Raw genomic sequence first — 15,628 nt, 5'->3', positions numbered from 1 at the left:
TGCCGGGGGCTTTTCCCAAAAAGAAGAACTCCTGGGGGATGGGAATTCTTCTTTCCAGGCGACATCTGTCCTGCTTCTCTAAGTCAAACAGGCAGACCTTAAAGCGCCGAGACCGAATTCAGCAGCAGGGTCCCCGCATCCGTGTCCGTACCACCGATCACTTCATAAAGCGCAGGGGCGGAGGAGTAGTCCTCAAATCCGGCCGCAGTGACATGCAGATCGTAGATCCCATCGGGGAGAAGCAGACGGAAGGTCCCATCCTCGGGATTGACCGCACTGGAGGCAACCGGCGCCACTCCCCCTTGCGGTATCGCATGGACCAGGGCGACACTGACGGGTGCAAGGGTTGTTACTCCGTCCTGAATTATTTCGTACACCACCACCTGACCGACCACCGCGCCGTAGGAGAGAAGGAGTTCCTCCGTCTGCACCACGCGGATACCCGTCGGTTTGAACTGCCATTTCTGACTCTCGCCGGACTGCACAACGGCCCGGGAAGGATCGAAGTCAAGGGCCACGGGGATGACCTCCCCTGCCGCAACCTCGAAATGGCCGACGATCTTCAGCCCTGATTCATGACCGCTCGGAGTGTCAAGGGGAATCGGCAGCTGTTCGGGATCATCCGCGAGGATGATGTAGTTGACCGGGGCCAGCGGATCGGCATTCTCCTCCATGATCAGCCTGAGCTGATTGTAGTCGCCCGCCGGGACGAGAGCCTCGCCAAGAAGCTCCTGGTGGAAAACGAGATCGAGAACGTTGACGACCTTGGGCGTTTCGAAGGCGACGATCAGAGGCAGGCCGGCGCCATCGGAATCTTCGCTGCCCGCGGGAACAGCCCGGATCTCTTTTATGGAGACGACCACTTCACTGAAATCGTGGTCGGCGGCATCGGTTATGGAAAGCTGGACCGACCCTGTTTCTTCCCCGCCTCCGTCGTCCGAGGCGCAGGCGCCCAGAAGTAAAATAAACAACCCCATTCCCATGTACATGAACATTGACAAGACTTTTTTCATCTTTGCCTCCTGAAATTCGAGTGAGTAACTCTATGCCCCGTACTTAGCAAGACTGATGCCACACCCCAAATCCTGTATTTCTCGAGCCTGCCTGGATTTTCAAGGCCAAATGACTGTTGCTGCTGCCACATCCGGGCATGTGGATCCCGCCTGGCGTACAGGAGCTAAATCATTGACGCACGACCCTGTTTCAGGGTAATCATAGGGGCAATTTGAAAGATATTCTGACCATCATCTGAAAGGAATCCATCTGATGAATCTGAAAGGCACCCGCACCGAAAAAAACCTCCTCACTGCGTTTGCCGGTGAAAGCCAGGCACGCAACCGCTATACCTATTTCGCCTCCAAAGCAAAAAAAGAAGGCTATGTACAGATGGCGGCCATCTTCGAGGAAACGGCCGACCAGGAGAAGGAGCATGCCAAGCGCCTCTTCAAGTTTCTCGAAGGGGGCGAGGTCGAGATCACGGCCTCCTTTCCCGCCGGCAAGACAGGAACCACGGCCGAGAACCTCCAGGACGCCGCGGCGGGGGAAAACTACGAGCACACCGATATGTACCCCTCCTTTGCCCGCATCGCCAGCGAAGAAGGGCTGCATGAAATCGCCTCGGTCTTCGAATCGATCGCCGTTGCGGAAATGCATCATGAGAAACGCTACCTGGCCCTCCTTGCCAACATCCGGAACGACCGGGTATTCAAACGGGATACTGTGGTGACCTGGCGCTGCCGCAACTGCGGCTATCTGCACGAAGGGACCGAAGCATCACAATCCTGCCCCGCCTGCGCACACCCCCGGGCCCATTTCGAACTTCTCGGTGAAAACTATTGATCGTGTAGATGGAACATCGAAATGGGGAACAGGGGTTTGTTCCCTGTCCCCCATTTCTCTTATTCGTGCCCATTCTTCCATCCCACGCTCCAAGAGGCTCTCATTGACTGTGTTCTACCTGGTTTTACTCATCGCGGCGGCTCTGGCAAATTACGCCTTTGCGTTGGCAATCCTGAAAGAGCTCTCGGCGGCGGGAAAGAACACGTCCTTCTTTGACCTGCGATGGTTCATCTTCAAGAACCTGAAAACATACCGTGAAATCAGCAGGACCAGGTACGGCCGGATCGGCCACCCCTATTACGGCTATCTGGCAACCTTTGCCGTTCTGATGCTTTCGGCGATCCTTCTCCTTGATTCCTTGACGGTCTGAGAGGTGAAGATCGCAGGATGCGAATAGAATTCAATCCTTAAGGGAGTTTTTCCATGAAAGATCTCAGATCGATCAACTTCAATACCCGGATCTGCGCGGTTATCGGCAATCCGGTGGCTCACAGTCTTTCGCCGGCCATACACAATGCGGGCTACGAAGCCCTGGATCTCGATTTCCTCTACATCCCCTGCCAGGTCGAGGACGTCGCAAGCGCTCTGGCCGGGATGCGGGCCTTCCACAATTTCCGCGGCATGAGCGTCACCATTCCGCACAAGATCGAGGCGATGAAATACCTGGATGAAATCGCGGAGGCCGACCGCACCATCGGCTCGATCAATACGATCGTCAAGGAAGGGAACAAGCTGATTGGCCTGGGGACCGACGGACCGGGCGCCTTGAAGGCCCTCGTCGATGCCGGTGTGGTCATGGAGGGCAAAAAGGTCCTGATGCTCGGCTCCGGCGGCGCGGCGCGGGCGATCGCCTTTACCCTCGCACTGAAGACCGGACTGGACGAACTGGCGATACTCGATGTCAACGAGGCCATGCTGCAGGGGCTGGCCGGCGACCTGAAAACCCATACGGAGGCCCGCATCTCCTCGGCGTTGCTGACCGACGCCTCTCTCGCCGCCGCCATGGAAAAAGCAGACCTCATCATCCACTGCACGCCGGTGGGGATGCATCCCAGGGAAGGCGCCTCCCTCGTCCCCGCCGGACTCTTCCGGCCGGGACAGGTCGTCTTCGACATCGTCTATACGCCACTGGAGACCAGGCTGCTGGCCGATGCCCGGGCACGAGGCCTCCAGGTCATCTCCGGCGTCGAGATGTTCATCAACCAGGCGGTGCTGCAGTTCGAGCGATTCACTGGCGCAGACGCCCCGGAAGATGTGATGCGCCGTGTCGTCATGGAGCATCTTAAGTCATGAATATCGTGCTGATCGGTTACCGGGGGACAGGAAAGAGCGAAGTCGGAAAGCTGCTCGCCGCTCGCCTCGGGATGACCCTCGTCGGCATGGACGCGGAAATCGTCCGTTCGGCCGGAATGATCATTCCGGAAATCGTGGAGAAATTCGGCTGGCCGACGTTCCGCGACATGGAATCGGCAGAGGCCCGGAAACTGGCGGGAATGGATGGCCTGGTAATCGACTCCGGCGGCGGAGTGATCGAGCGGCCGGAAAACATGGAGGTTCTTAGGAAAAATGCCCGCGTTTTCTGGCTGAAGGCGTCCGTTGAAACCATCGTCGCCCGGATCGAGGGGGACACCCAGCGACCCGCCCTTACATCCGGAACAACCTTCACCGAAGAGGTGGCCGAAGTTCTCGAACGCAGAGCCCCCCTGTACCGAGGCGCCGCTCACCACGAGATCGAGACGGATGCGCTGAATCCCGAGCAGGTGGCGGACGGAATCATCGAGATCCTGAACCAAACAGGAGCCTGAATCAGGCACGTTGCGTTCCCGCAGGAGAACGGCGGCTCTTGCCGAAAAAGCGCCAGATGATATGTTGGAGGGAAAGGAGCGATACCATGAAGATCGCTTTTACCCTCTCGTACCGAGCCCGCCGTGGCTGAGAAGCCCGTCGAACCGGCACGCATACAGGATCCCGGTGCAGAGGACGAACCCATCCTCCGGACCAGCCACTCGCCCGGATCCATAGCCCTGACCGGTCTGTTCGTTCTCGCGATTTTTTACACCTTCTATTTCGCCCGGATATTTTTCCTTCCCCTTGTTCTGGCCCTTCTCTTAAGCCTTCTACTGTCGCCGGTGGTTGGAGTACTCAGCCGCCTGGGCATCCCGCGCAGGCTCGGCTCAGGCTTGGTGGTTCTTGCCCTCATGGGGCTGTTTTGGGGATCCGTCTACCTGCTGATCGATCCGGCTTCCGCCTGGATCGATAGGGCGCCCGAGACTCTGACGAGAATCGAGTACAAGCTGCGCCAGTTCAAGAGACCTGTCGAGAAGGTGGATCAGGCCACACGCAAGATGGAACAGCTTACCGGAATCAAGGATGGAGAAGAGTCCGAGACCGAAGTTCAGGTGCAAAAGGAGAGTTTTTCGGAAATCTTCTTCGCTGGCACCCGCAAGACACTCGCCGGACTGGTCATGGTAGTGGTCCTCCTCTATTTCCTCCTCGCCTCCGGTGACCTATTCCTTCGCAAGCTGGTCCGGGTTCTGCCTCTACTGGAGAACAAAAAGCGGGCCGTGGAAATCGCCCGCCGTCTCCGGCAGGACATCTCCGTCTATCTCTGGACAATCACCCTCATCAATATCGGACTCGGGATTGCGGAAGGCACGGCCATGCACCTGCTTGGATTGCCGAACCCGATGCTCTGGGGGGTAATGGCGACGGTCCTCAATTTCGTCCCCTACCTCGGGGCCATGGTGGGGATCGCCGTCATTGCCGCCGTCGCCGCCCTCACCTTCGAGACCCCCTCCGAATATTTCCTGCCGCCGCTGGTTTATTTTCTTCTGACCGCCATCGAGGGATATTTTCTGACCCCGATCATCGTCGGCCGACGGCTGACCCTTAATCCGTTCGTGATCCTCCTGGGACTTTTCCTATGGGGATGGATGTGGGGGATTCCCGGGGCCGTGCTGGCGGTCCCCATGCTGGCTTCCTTCAAGATCGTCTGTGATCAACTTCCTCCAATGGCGCCGATAGGGGAGTTTCTGGGCGGCGACGGCACTCATGACGAGAGAATCGGGTCATCCTAGGGAATTTCCTCTCTGATTTACTGACCTCCATGGAAACACCGTCAGAATACAATCGATAATTCATAAGAGGAAAGAGTCTCCTGAGGGAGATGCTCAGGCGAAGCGGGAGACGATTCGGCGGGCCACGGACTGGATGCCGATGCCGGTGGGGCAGGCGGCGTCGCAGCGGCCGCAGAGATAACAGGTGAGATGGCCCCACCGCGTGGGGTCGGCGGCGAGCTTGTGGTGGATGCGCCGGCGGCTGCGCAGGGCCTCTGTGCCCAGGGGGTTGTGGCCGCTCGCCTCGCGCATGAAACCGTCGAGCTGGCAGGAGTCCCACATCCGGGAGCGTTCGGTGCGGTCTCGCCAGCTCCTGTCCTGCACTCCGTAGCAGGTGCAGGTGGGACAGACCAGATTGCAGCCGGTGCAGGCGATGCAGAGATCGCCGATCTCCGCCCAGAAGTCGTCAGGGACCCGGTCGGCGCGGATCAGCTCCGAAGCCTTTTGCAGGATGCGCCGGCTCTCGTCCGAAAGGAGATCGGAGGCTTGCCGCAGCTCTTCCAGGGTGGCGTCGGTGACGGCGCAGTCGATCCCGCCCTCGATCTCCCTTCCCTTCGCCGAGCGGGGGGCGACGATGAAGCGCTCGCCGTCGCAGACCAGCTCCAGATCGCAATTGTCCCCTGCGATTCGCATCATCCTCCCCTCTTCTCCGCAGTATCCTGAAACACCCCCCACCACCGCCCCTTCCCTCAATCGGAAATAGAGGTCGTCGCGATAATGGGCGGCGAAGAAGCGGTCGATGAACTCCAGGCAGTCGAGGTCCTCCGCCGTGAAGCCAAGAACGAAGAGCGGTTTTCCCGGCGCCGCCGGACTCTCGATTGCCCCTTCGGCGGGTGCCGTGAAGATCAGGTCGTGCTGGGGGAAGAAGACGTCCGTCGGCTTGCGCGGCAGGCGGCCGCCGGCGACCGCGAGTTCCCCCTCATCGAGGCGGCCGAGGGCCCTCGTGCCGTCGGCGAGACGGATCGGCGCACGCACGTCATAGCGGTCTTCCAGGGAGCGGAGAATATTTTTCAGCTCTGTCAGGCTCAAGGCTTTCATGACGCTTTTTCCACCCGGGCCGCGCAGACCTTGTACTCGGGGATTCCGGCCTCGGGATCAAGGACGTTGTGGGTGAGGGCGTTGGCGGCTCCTTCCTCGAAATGAAAGGGCATGAAAATGATGCCGGGGAAGACCATTTCGGTCACCCGGGCACGGGCCCGCACCTCGCCGCGCCGGGTGGCGACCGTCACTTCCTCGCGCTCGCGCACGCCCAGCCTTGCCGCATCCTCGGGATGAAGTTCGACGAAGGGGAAACGCTCCTCGCGGTCGAGGAGATGGGTGCGACGGGTCATGGTCCCGGTGTGCCAGTGGAAATAGGTGCGTCCGGTGGTGAGCACCAGGGGGTAGTCGGCATCGGGAAGCTCGGCGGAAGGGGTGTACCCGACCGGCGCGAAGCGTCCCTTGCCGCGGGTACAGGCGTCGACATGCAACACCGGGGTGCCTGGATGGGTGCTCTCCGGGCAGGGCCACTGCAGCCCGAGAGTTTCGATGCGACCATAGTCGATGCCGCCATAGCTAGGAGTGAGGGAGGCGATCTCCGCCATGACCTGAGACGGATCGGCGTACGTCATTCCGGGGCAGCCGATTCGAGCGGCCAGATCGCAGAGGATCTCCCAGTCGGCACGGGCTTCGCCTGGGGGCTCCACGGCCTTGCGCACCCGCTGCACGCGGCGGTCGGTGGAGGTAAAAGTCCCCTCCTTCTCGGCGAAGCAGGCGGCGGGGAGGACGACATCGGCGAGCTCTGCGGTTACGCTCAGGAAGATGTCCTGGACGACGAGGAAATCGAGCCGCCGCAGCGCCCGGCGCACATGGTCCTGGTCCGGATCGGAGAGCATCGGGTTCTCTCCGAGGATGAAGAACCCACTCACCTTCCCTTCCGCGGCGGCGTTCATGGCCGTGGTCGCCATCAGCCCGGGCTTTCCAGGCAGCCCATCCACTCCCCAGGCCTTGGCGAACCTTTCGCCCACGGCGGCATCGGCGACCGGCTGGTAGCCGGTGAAGACGTTGGGAAGCGCCCCCATGTCGCAGGCCCCCTGGACGTTGTTCTGGCCGCGCAGGGGGTTGACCCCGGTGCCGGTCCGGCCGATGTTGCCGGTCAGCAGGGCCAGATTGGAGACGGCCCTGACGTTGTCGACGCCGTGGGTGTGCTGGGTGATCCCCATGGAGTAGACGATCATCCCCTTTTCGGCCGAAGCGAAAAGGCGGGCGGCGGCGACGATCTCTCCAGGGGAGAGGCCGGTAACGGCGGCGGCCGCCTCCGGGGTCCAGGGCTCCACGCTCTTCTTGAGCGCTTCGAACTCCTCGGTCCGGGCGGCGATGAATTCCCGATCCTCCAGCCCTTCCCGCAGAATCACGTGCATCAGGCCGCCCAGCAGGGCGACGTCGGTACCGTTGCGGTGGCGCAGGTGAAGGTCGGCGGAGCGGGCGAGGCGGATGCGGCGGTTGTCGGCGACGATCAGCTTCGTCCCCCCTTGCACCGCCTCCAGAATGCGGGCGCCGATCAGAGGGTGCTGTTCGGTGGTGTTGGAGCCGGTCACAAGGATGACGTCGGCCTCGTCCATGCAGGAGATGGAATTGGTCATCGCCCCCGAGCCGAGGGTGGCAGCGAGTCCCACGACGGTGGAGGCGTGGCAGAGCCGGGCGCAGTGGTCGACGTTGTTGGTGCCGAAGCCGGCCCTCGCCAGCTTCATCATCAGATAGTTCTCCTCATTGGTCGCCTTGGCCGAGGAGAAGAACATCAGCGCATCGGGGCCGTATTTTACCGAGATGTCTTGCAGGCGTTCGGCCGTCAATGCGAGGGCCTCATCCCAGGAGGCAGGCACGAGCCGTCCTTCGCGACGGATCAGCGGGGTTGTCAGGCGATCCGGATGCTGGACGAAGGCGTAAGCGTTCCATCCCTTGACGCAGAGCCGACCGCGGCTGACCGGATGGGTGGCGGAAGGCTCGACCCCGACCAGGCGGCCGGTGTCGTCCGAGAGAAGGTAAAAGGCGCAGCCGGTGCCGCAGTAGGGACAGGTGGTGAGGGTCTTCTTCACAACGCCCCCCTGAGGCCGCTCACCTCGTTCAGCCAGAAGACCGGCCCGTCGAGACAGCAGTAGAGATGCTCGATGGTGCAGTGGCCGCACTTGCCCACGCCGCAGCGCATCTGCCGTTCCAGGGAGACGGCGATCCGGTCTTCGGCAAGCCCCTTCTTCTTCAGCTCCTCGATAACGAAGCGGTACATGACGGGAGGTCCCACGATGGCCGCCACGGTCTTTTCGGGGTCGATCCGAAGGGGCGGAATCAGCCGGGTGACCTGGCCGACGGGGCCGTCATAGCAGGATCCGCCGGGGACGTCGTCGACGGTGGCGGCGCAGGCGTAGCGCTCGGAGGCTTCCCAGTCACGGATCTCATCCTTGAACAGCATGTCTTCGGGGCTCTTGGCCCCGTAAAGGATGGTGATGCGGCCGAAATCGTCAGGGTTGTCCTGGCAGTACTGGATCAGCGAGCGCATCGGCGCCAGGCCGCAGCCCCCCGAGATCAGCAGCAGATCCTTCCCCCCCATCCGCTCCAGATCGAAGGGGCGGCCGAAGGGACCGCGGATGCCGATGACCGCCCCCTCTTTCAGGCGGTGCATCGCCCCCGTCAGGGTTCCGGCCCGGCGGACCCCCAGTTCGAAGGATCCCCTCCGGGTCGGTGAGCTGGCGACCGAGATCGGCGCCTCTCCGAGACCGAGGATGGAGACCTGCACGAACTGACCGGGAACATGACCGAGGTCGGCCCCGCCAGGAAACTCTACCCTGAAGAGCTTTTCCTGAGGAGTCAGCTCGGTGATCGACACGATCCGGCAGTCGACGGGGACGAAGAGAGATCGTGCGGCTGGTTTTGCCGGCGTTGTACTCATACCAGAATGTCCAAATGGATTGGTGGTAACGAATTACCGCTTTAGTCTAACACGGAAGGGATGGATCATTCAAAGACATACTTCAGTTCAAGCTGCAAGGTTCAAGCTGCAAGGCCCGAAGTCCGACCCCTTAAGGTAGAAGCCCTTTGTGACAGTCGGAGCACAACATCTCCTTCCAGGCCTCGCCGATATCCTCGGGGTGTCGGAAGTCCAGGGATTCTCCCATCGGGGCGTATTCCATGCTGCCGGGGGTTCCCTGGCTGCTGATCAGGTGACAGTCATTGCACCCGGAGCGGATCGGTTCACCCTCTTCGGTGGCGAAGCCCTCCGCGTGGCAACGGAAGCAGCCGTTGAAAACAAGATGGCCGATGTGTTCGGGATAGGCGCTCCAGCGGGCCTTCATGTAAGGAAAGATGTTTTCGTTGAAAGCCGCCAGGAAGCCGGCGATCGCCTTTTCGACATCGGCCATGCGCTGCTCGAGAATCTCCGGATGCTCCTGCCGGTAAAAGTTCAGGACCCCTGCGCGCAGGATCTCTTCGGCTTCTTCCCGGCTGGCGAACTCCTGTTCGCAGAGGGGGACCGTCGCCGCCTTTATCCAGGGGAGATCGGCTGGAATGCTCCCGTTGGCCATGGCGTTATCGACGAAGCGGTTGGGGGGAAGATACCGGTGGGAGGGTCGATTGTGACAGTCGATGCAGTCCATGGTGCGCATCTCGCCCGCTTCACCCCCCTCCTGGGCCAGGGCCGGGTTGCGGTATATTTTCACTTCGCCGCTCTCCAGATTTGTATAACGCACCCGGGCGATCTGCTCCCTCTTCTCGTCCAGTGGCAGATATTCGATCTTCACCTGCGGGTTGATGTGCCAGTGGATTCCTTCCTCGAAACCGACGGCCGAATGGGGCGCTCCCACGCGCAGGGTCAGGCCGATGTCCCAGCGGGTATTCTTCTCGTCCGGAAGGTAGTGGGTCTCCGCGCGGTAGGTATAGGCATAGAATTTCTGCGGCCAGTGGCATTGCTCACAGACGGTCCGGGCCGGCCGCAGATTTTCTATGGGGGTGGGAATAGGCCGCGGATAGACATCGGTAAGAACGGCATAGACCTGGTACATTCCGGACAGTTTGCTGCGCACGTACCAGTCCGCCCCGGGCCCGACATGGCAGGCCACGCAGGCAACCCGGGCATGGGCGGACGTCTTATGCGCGACGTGCTCGGGCTCCATCACGGAATGGCAGAGCGTCCCGCAGAAGGCCGTCGACTCGGTATAGTGAAAGGCTTCATAGCTGCCGATGGCCGAAGCGAAGAGCAGGAGGGAGGTCCCGACGAAAAAGATCAAGGCCGCGTTCCGATGTCCCGGGTTGTTAAGGTCGACCTTCGGCCAGCCCGGTTCGGGGGAGAGCCCCTCCCGGTGTTCGCGGCGGATTTTGAGCAGCATCCCAACCGGGATGAGGATCAGGCCCGCGATCATGACGGACGGCAGCAGGATATAGACCACCAGACCGAGATAGGCTGCATGGGCGTCGAAAAATACGGTGACCGCGAAGAGGAAAACGATCATGAAGAGGCTGATCAGGGCGATCACCACCCCCGCCAGGGAGGTCCAGTTTTTGACGGAGGGGGGCAGATGCAGGGGCATGACTGTTCTCCGGAGATAAGTGGGATATATTCAATGGTCTGCTCCAATTATTTGTAACCGCTCCCTCTGGACAGTCAAGGGTCTATTCTGGTAAAAGAAGACTGAATTGATGCGCAATGCAGGATTTCAGGCTTACGACTGAAGGAGCAGGCATGAGTGACAAGCGAACGAAGTGGGACAACCGCTGGAGGGAAAAAGCCGGGCATCCCTGCGAACCGGATGGGTGGCTGCTCAGGGCCAGGGACCTCCTCCCCGGCGGAAAAGCCCTCGATGTCGCCTGCGGCCAGGGCCGAAATGCCCTGTATCTGGCCGAACAGGGGATATCGGTCACCGCCGTCGATCTCTCAGAGGAGGCGCTGGAGCAGCTCAGGAACGAGGCTGCTGTGCGCAACCTCGACATACGGACCTGCCGGGTCGACCTGGAATCGGATCCTCGCCTTCCCGGCGAAGGCTTCGATCTGGTAACCATTTTCTTTTATCTGTATCGGCCTCTTCTGCCCCTGCTTCGCAATGCGGTTCGCCCGGGGGGCATTATGGTGATGCGGTCCTTAAGCAGCGCCGGTCCCTTCCCCGGTGGTCCCGGCAACCCCGATTTCGTGCTGCACCCCGGAGAACTCCTGGAAATTTTTGCCGACTGGGAGATATTGCTGCACGAGGAGGGATTGGAGCCCTCCCGCAGGGGAGGTTCCGTGGCGGGGATCGTGGCCCGACGGCCGCTCTGAATATTCGGAACTGACCAGGACCAAAGGTGGTATCCGCGTTCGTTTGCTCTATACTTAAATAGCCATCCTCGGAATGTATTTGCGAAGGCACGTCTTTCAAGGAGTTTAACGATGCGACGAATTCTTATTTTCTGCACCCTCCTTCTTGCCCTGGGGAGCGCGACCCATGCCGAGCTTCTGGCCCCGGAATCGGCCAAAGTGATCGGCGAGCGGGCTCCGATCTTCTCCCTGGTCAGCGCCCATGGGGATCTGGTCAACTACGACAAGGACTACTACGGCCTTCACCACCTGATCCTCACCTTCTTCCCGGCCGCCTTCACACCTGTCTGAACGGGGGAAATGGAGGGTCATCAGAGGAACCTCTACCTCTATGACCGCTTCAACGCCCGCGTGGCGGGCGTCAGCCATGACGGCGTTCCGACTCTCAGACACTGGTCCGACGATCTGGGCCTGACCTTTCCCCTGCTCTCCAATACCACCGGCTACCTGGGAATGTTCTTCGGTGCCCAGCACAAGGGCACGCCCATGTTCGCGCGCAGGACGGTGATCATTGACATGTGGGGGAAGGTCCGCTACATCAAGGACGGATCGCCCGATTACCGGGAGATCCTGCTGGTTCTCAAAAAGCTGCATGCAGAGGAGGGACGGTCATGATGCGTGCACTGGTCACGACTGCGGCCCTGTTTCTTCTGGCCGGATGCGCCACCTCCGGAGCACCGGCCGACCCCTTTGCGGGGATGCGCACCGGCGAGGGGACGGTGAGGTGGCAGGAGGAATACGAATTCTCCCCGATGCCCGAGCCCTGGCGGCTTCTCGAACTGGATGAGGAGGATTACTCCATCGCCTTTTTTCGGGCCTGCGACCACGGGACGCCGGGAAACTATCCCTGCGAATCGATAGTGGCCTATGCCGAGGAGCCCTTCGGCTACTCGCGGGATCTGAACCAGCGGCAGAAAGAATTCTTCCGCCGCTTTCTGTGGGCCGCCCGGATCGATTTCGATGAGCCACGGGTTCAGCGCGTCCGGGCGCTGGAAGGCGAGGCACTGCAGGCGGACACGATCGGGCACGAGCGGGTCCTTCGGCACAAGGTCCTGGTCCGCGTCGTTTTCGCCCGCCGGGGAGAGCGGGTGGTGGCTTTCTATTTTACTCAGTGGCGTCCCTCCGACAGGGAATTCGACCGGGCTCCAATGGAGGATTTCCACCGGTTCATCGAGTCGTTCGGGTACCTGAAGCCGTCCTTCTATCAGCGCCTGCAGTGAGACGGGAATCCGCTTATTCGCAATACCACTGGTGCTTCTTTTCATCGAAAAGCAGGGTGTAAAACTGCTCGTTATCCCCTTTGACTTTGAAAAAGTGCTTTTTTTCGTCCTCCTGCCAGCTCTCGAAGGTTTCGGTCACCTCGATCGTTTCGCCATCGAGATCAAACTTGCGGGGACTGATCTCTTCGCTTTTTCCCGGAAGAGCATGCATACTGATCCTCTGTCTGGTCATGGTCACACCTCTTTTCAGAAAGCTTGCATTCTCATATATCCATTTTAACATGTGAATAAAAAACAAATTTTAACGGTCTTCAAATTCCGTCCTGAAACATAGAATATTATTCGATCAAGCAGGATTCATTCATGAACACTACCCTTCTCTACATCCTTCTCGCCCTGGCCGCGGGGATCTGCATCCCCACCCAGGCCGGCATCAATGCGCAGCTCAGTCATTTGATCCGCTCACCGACCCTGGCCGCCGGCATTTCCTTCGCTGTCGGCACCGTCTGCCTGGCTGTCTACGTTCTTGCCTCCCGCATTCCCTTCCCTTCGACGGCAGCCCTCAGCGGAGCGCCCTGGTGGATCTGGAGCGGCGGCGCGCTCGGCGCCTTTTTCGTCGCCAGCACCATCTTCCTGGTCCCGAAGCTCGGCGCCACCACCATGCTGGCCCTGGTCCTGGCCGGCCAGATGATCACCTCGCTGGTTCTCGACCACTTAGGCGCCTTCGCGTTCCCGGTTCATCCGATCAGCCTGCCGCGCGTCCTCGGAGTGCTCATGGTCGCCGCAGGGGTCGTCCTGATACAGAAGTATTGACGGAGGTTGAAATGGCTGAATTCCTCGACTCGGAATCCATTCCCTGGCTTCCCGTACGTCCCGAAATCACCCGGGACGTTTCCGGAAAGATTCTTTCGGACGGCCCCGCCAAAGCCGTGCTGACCCGTGTCGCCCCGGGGGGAAGGTTCGCTCCCCATCGAGATCCTTACGCTCACCTCTTCTACATCCTTGAGGGGGAAGGACAGGTTTCGGCCGGAACGGAGGAGCGAGCCGTTGGCCCCGGATCGGTCGTGCGGGTCCCCGCAGGCGAACTTCACGGATACGAAAACACCGGGACGGAAGAAATGATTCTCCTCTCTCTCAATCTGCCGGAGTGATGCTGCAATGACCTTTGCAGCGCCACGACCGTCATGAGGCAGATCTGTCTCTTTTTGGAAGCCATCTCTGCCGCCTGGCTCTAATTTTCCCTATTGCACAAACCTAAGTCCTCATGTTATAAGAACATTTCGACAGCAGCTTCAGCCTTTAATTCGATCTGCTCTGAATAATCTATTATCGCCTCGCGAGGAATTCCCGTGAATTATTTGATGATCTACACGTCCATCTTCTGCTTGGGCGTAAGTGCCGGACTCGTCCTCAGTCACCTCATCGCCTCCCGCGATGTTCTGCCCAATCGCCGTAAGAAAGCCTGGAAAAACAGGTTCTGATTTCTCTCTTCCAGAGAACATCGGCCATCAGAAACTCATCCCAGTCCACCTCACCCCTTCCGCCTGACTGCAGGTCCTTGTCGATCCTTGCCTGAGCTCCGCCGAAAACCGGTCGCATAAACCTTCAGGAACTTCAGGTCCGCCTTTCTGCTGACCCAAGCAGCTTCACGAAGATTAAACCGGAATCCGGTATTTTGCCCTGGTTTCTCTGCGTGAATCTGCGTCATCTGCAGATAACAAAGGTTTTTCTTCCTTCCTTCTCTGCACGGCTTGCGAAACGTGTCCCCGGATATATAAGTGATAGGGGTCGAGCATCAGACAAACCGCCCGCGGGCGAGTTCTGGCTGACGCGATAAATCTATCACGCAGCGGGAAAGGAGCGGACATGGCAAAGATCGCGGTTATTATCGACAATCTGTTCGAGGATTCGGAATATATCGAGCCGGCCAAGGCCTTTCAGGACAAGGGACACCAATTGATTCACGTGGGTCTGGAAGCCGGCAAGACGGTCAAGGGGAAGAAAAAGGGGACCGAGGTCAGGATCGACAAAGCGGTCGGGGATGTTTCCGTAGAGAATTACGACGCCCTGCTGATCCCCGGCGGCTATTCCCCTGATCAGTTGCGGGTCGATGAAAAAGCCGTGCGCTTTGCTGGCGATTTCGTCAAGAGCGGCAAGCCCGTTTTCGCCATATGCCATGCCGGGCAGCTCCTGATCACCGCCCAGGTGCTGAAAGGGCGCCGGTTCACCGGCTACAAATCGATCATCCAGGACATAAAGAATGCCGGAGCCGAATTCGTCGATCAGGAGGTGGTGGTAGACGGCAATCTCGTCAGCAGCCGCAACCCGAACGACATCCCCGCCTTTGTGAAAGAATCGCTGAAAAAATTGTCATAGGAGATGGCGTCGCCATCCTCTGAGTTTTTGCGAAGGCATCATAGGAGGGTGTCGGAAAAAGATGGGGTGTTGCAGTTGCGCTCTCATTGGAAGCTGATATCATTAGCCCGACCTTATGGTCATCGAAGTTCGGGCTAATCAATTTCATCGTCCACAAGGAGGCATGCATGAAGATTTCAAAACACTTATCGGCAGCACTCATCATGGCTATCGGACTGCTCCCAGCGCTATCATGGGCCGAAAACAGAGTCGGCGCTTTAACCCTTTCGCCGATGTATGGTGCAATCGTCATGGAGGGGGATCAGAATATCGATGACGATTGGGGTTACGGTCTGGGTATCGGCTATAACTTCACAAAGGCTTTCGGCCTGGAAGCTGTGGTGAATTACGTCGAAATGGAGGAAGAGGTTACAAATGACGACCTTGATTTCTGGAATTATCGAATCGACGCTCTTTACCATTTCAACCCCGACAACGCCCTTGTTCCTTATGTAGCTCTCGGCGCCGGCGTTTACGACCTTGACAGCGATCAGGAGTTCATGGCCAATTACGGCGTCGGCCTGCTCTATTATGTCGCTGAGGACGTAGCCCTCCGGGCGGATGTACGGCACCTGGCGGCCTTTAACGAGAGCAACCTCGAGAATAACCTGCTCTATACGGCAGGCTTGAAATTTCAGCTCGGCGGGAGAGAGGAAGCCCCTGCTCCGGTAGCGGCAGCCGCCGTTGCAGCCCCTGTCGACAGTGATGGGGACGGCGTAACG

The 15,628-nt window shown here is 59.7% G+C and carries 19 protein-coding genes; 13 read left to right on the top strand and 6 right to left on the bottom strand.

Annotation, left to right across the window (positions count from 1 at the left end):
- Window positions 1–98 precede the first annotated feature (98 nt).
- Window positions 99–1,013 (bottom strand): DUF4382 domain-containing protein, encoded by a 915-nt coding sequence (locus tag DTF_RS21550; RefSeq protein ID WP_051360771.1) that lies wholly within the window; start codon window positions 1,011–1,013, stop codon window positions 99–101.
- A 250-nt stretch (window positions 1,014–1,263) separates the two neighbouring features.
- Between DTF_RS21550 and rbr the strand changes: the two genes are divergently transcribed.
- From rbr to DTF_RS21545, 5 genes are all read left to right on the top strand, one after another.
- The gene (rbr, locus tag DTF_RS0102535) at window positions 1,264–1,839 is read left to right on the top strand and encodes a rubrerythrin (RefSeq protein WP_027714041.1); all 576 of its coding nucleotides are present in this window, start codon (window positions 1,264–1,266) and stop codon (window positions 1,837–1,839) included.
- A gap of 103 nt (window positions 1,840–1,942) precedes the next feature.
- Entirely contained in the window at window positions 1,943–2,209 is a 267-nt protein-coding gene (locus DTF_RS0102530) for a hypothetical protein (protein ID WP_027714040.1), read from the top strand.
- A gap of 53 nt (window positions 2,210–2,262) precedes the next feature.
- Window positions 2,263–3,132: a shikimate dehydrogenase gene (aroE, locus tag DTF_RS0102525; RefSeq protein WP_027714039.1), complete on the top strand. Its 870-nt coding sequence runs from the start codon at window positions 2,263–2,265 to the stop codon at window positions 3,130–3,132.
- Window positions 3,129–3,644 (top strand): shikimate kinase, encoded by a 516-nt coding sequence (locus DTF_RS0102520; RefSeq protein ID WP_027714038.1) that lies wholly within the window; start codon window positions 3,129–3,131, stop codon window positions 3,642–3,644. The genes aroE and DTF_RS0102520 overlap by 4 nt, the downstream gene beginning before the upstream one ends.
- Before the next feature lie 123 nt (window positions 3,645–3,767).
- The gene (locus DTF_RS21545; protein WP_051360769.1) at window positions 3,768–4,916 is read left to right on the top strand and encodes an AI-2E family transporter; all 1,149 of its coding nucleotides are present in this window, start codon (window positions 3,768–3,770) and stop codon (window positions 4,914–4,916) included.
- A gap of 93 nt (window positions 4,917–5,009) precedes the next feature.
- On the opposite strand, the gene DTF_RS0102510 is transcribed toward DTF_RS21545, so the two are convergent.
- The 4 genes from DTF_RS0102510 to DTF_RS0102495 form a co-directional block, all read right to left on the bottom strand.
- Window positions 5,010–5,993 (bottom strand): 4Fe-4S dicluster domain-containing protein, encoded by a 984-nt coding sequence (locus DTF_RS0102510; RefSeq protein ID WP_027714037.1) that lies wholly within the window; start codon window positions 5,991–5,993, stop codon window positions 5,010–5,012.
- Window positions 5,990–8,029, bottom strand: coding sequence for a formate dehydrogenase subunit alpha (fdhF, locus tag DTF_RS0102505; RefSeq protein WP_027714036.1), 2,040 nt, complete (start codon window positions 8,027–8,029; stop codon window positions 5,990–5,992). The genes DTF_RS0102510 and fdhF overlap by 4 nt, the downstream gene beginning before the upstream one ends.
- Window positions 8,026–8,877 (bottom strand): FAD/NAD(P)-binding protein, encoded by an 852-nt coding sequence (locus tag DTF_RS0102500; RefSeq protein ID WP_027714035.1) that lies wholly within the window; start codon window positions 8,875–8,877, stop codon window positions 8,026–8,028. The genes fdhF and DTF_RS0102500 overlap by 4 nt, the downstream gene beginning before the upstream one ends.
- A gap of 130 nt (window positions 8,878–9,007) precedes the next feature.
- Window positions 9,008–10,510, bottom strand: a complete 1,503-nt coding sequence (locus DTF_RS0102495; protein WP_051360765.1) for a NapC/NirT family cytochrome c — start codon at window positions 10,508–10,510, stop codon at window positions 9,008–9,010.
- A gap of 152 nt (window positions 10,511–10,662) precedes the next feature.
- On the opposite strand from DTF_RS0102495, the gene DTF_RS21540 reads away from it, so the two are divergent.
- The 4 genes from DTF_RS21540 to DTF_RS0102475 all read left to right on the top strand — a co-directional run bounded on the left by DTF_RS21540 (window position 10,663) and on the right by DTF_RS0102475 (window position 12,491).
- A complete protein-coding gene (locus tag DTF_RS21540) occupies window positions 10,663–11,232 on the top strand; it encodes a bifunctional 2-polyprenyl-6-hydroxyphenol methylase/3-demethylubiquinol 3-O-methyltransferase UbiG (protein ID WP_051360763.1) in 570 nt (189 codons plus the stop codon).
- Window positions 11,233–11,343: 111 nt separating this feature from the next.
- Complete coding sequence (locus DTF_RS0102485) at window positions 11,344–11,562, top strand: hypothetical protein (protein ID WP_027714033.1); 219 nt, start codon at window positions 11,344–11,346, stop codon at window positions 11,560–11,562.
- A gap of 9 nt (window positions 11,563–11,571) precedes the next feature.
- Window positions 11,572–11,886: a redoxin domain-containing protein gene (locus DTF_RS0102480; RefSeq protein ID WP_027714032.1), complete on the top strand. Its 315-nt coding sequence runs from the start codon at window positions 11,572–11,574 to the stop codon at window positions 11,884–11,886.
- Window positions 11,883–12,491 (top strand): hypothetical protein, encoded by a 609-nt coding sequence (locus DTF_RS0102475; RefSeq protein ID WP_027714031.1) that lies wholly within the window; start codon window positions 11,883–11,885, stop codon window positions 12,489–12,491. The genes DTF_RS0102480 and DTF_RS0102475 overlap by 4 nt, the downstream gene beginning before the upstream one ends.
- Window positions 12,492–12,504: 13 nt before the next feature.
- Here DTF_RS0102475 and DTF_RS0102470 read toward each other — a convergent pair whose 3' ends face one another.
- Complete coding sequence (locus DTF_RS0102470) at window positions 12,505–12,723, bottom strand: hypothetical protein (RefSeq protein ID WP_027714030.1); 219 nt, start codon at window positions 12,721–12,723, stop codon at window positions 12,505–12,507.
- A 131-nt stretch (window positions 12,724–12,854) separates the two neighbouring features.
- Here DTF_RS0102470 and DTF_RS0102465 point away from each other — a divergent pair, with 131 nt between their 5' ends.
- The 4 genes from DTF_RS0102465 to DTF_RS0102445 form a co-directional block, all read left to right on the top strand.
- Window positions 12,855–13,304 carry a DMT family transporter gene (locus tag DTF_RS0102465; protein WP_027714029.1) on the top strand — a complete coding sequence of 150 codons (450 nt, stop codon included), beginning with the start codon at window positions 12,855–12,857 and terminating at the stop codon, window positions 13,302–13,304.
- A gap of 11 nt (window positions 13,305–13,315) precedes the next feature.
- On the top strand, window positions 13,316–13,642 hold the full coding sequence (locus tag DTF_RS21535) for a cupin domain-containing protein (protein ID WP_035055534.1): 327 nt from the start codon (window positions 13,316–13,318) through the stop codon (window positions 13,640–13,642).
- 715 nt (window positions 13,643–14,357) lie between these two features.
- Complete coding sequence (locus DTF_RS0102450) at window positions 14,358–14,867, top strand: type 1 glutamine amidotransferase domain-containing protein (protein ID WP_027714027.1); 510 nt, start codon at window positions 14,358–14,360, stop codon at window positions 14,865–14,867.
- Between the two features lie 167 nt (window positions 14,868–15,034).
- The coding region (locus tag DTF_RS0102445) for an outer membrane beta-barrel domain-containing protein (protein ID WP_027714026.1) at window positions 15,035–15,628 on the top strand (594 nt) is incomplete at its 3' end.

Origin of the sequence: Desulfuromonas sp. TF, from assembly GCF_000472285.1 — a bacterium.
Taxonomy (GTDB): Bacteria; Desulfobacterota; Desulfuromonadia; order Desulfuromonadales; family ATBO01; genus ATBO01.
The sequence above is the reverse complement of the archived record's forward strand: the minus strand, read 5'-3'. Positions and strand labels throughout refer to the sequence as shown.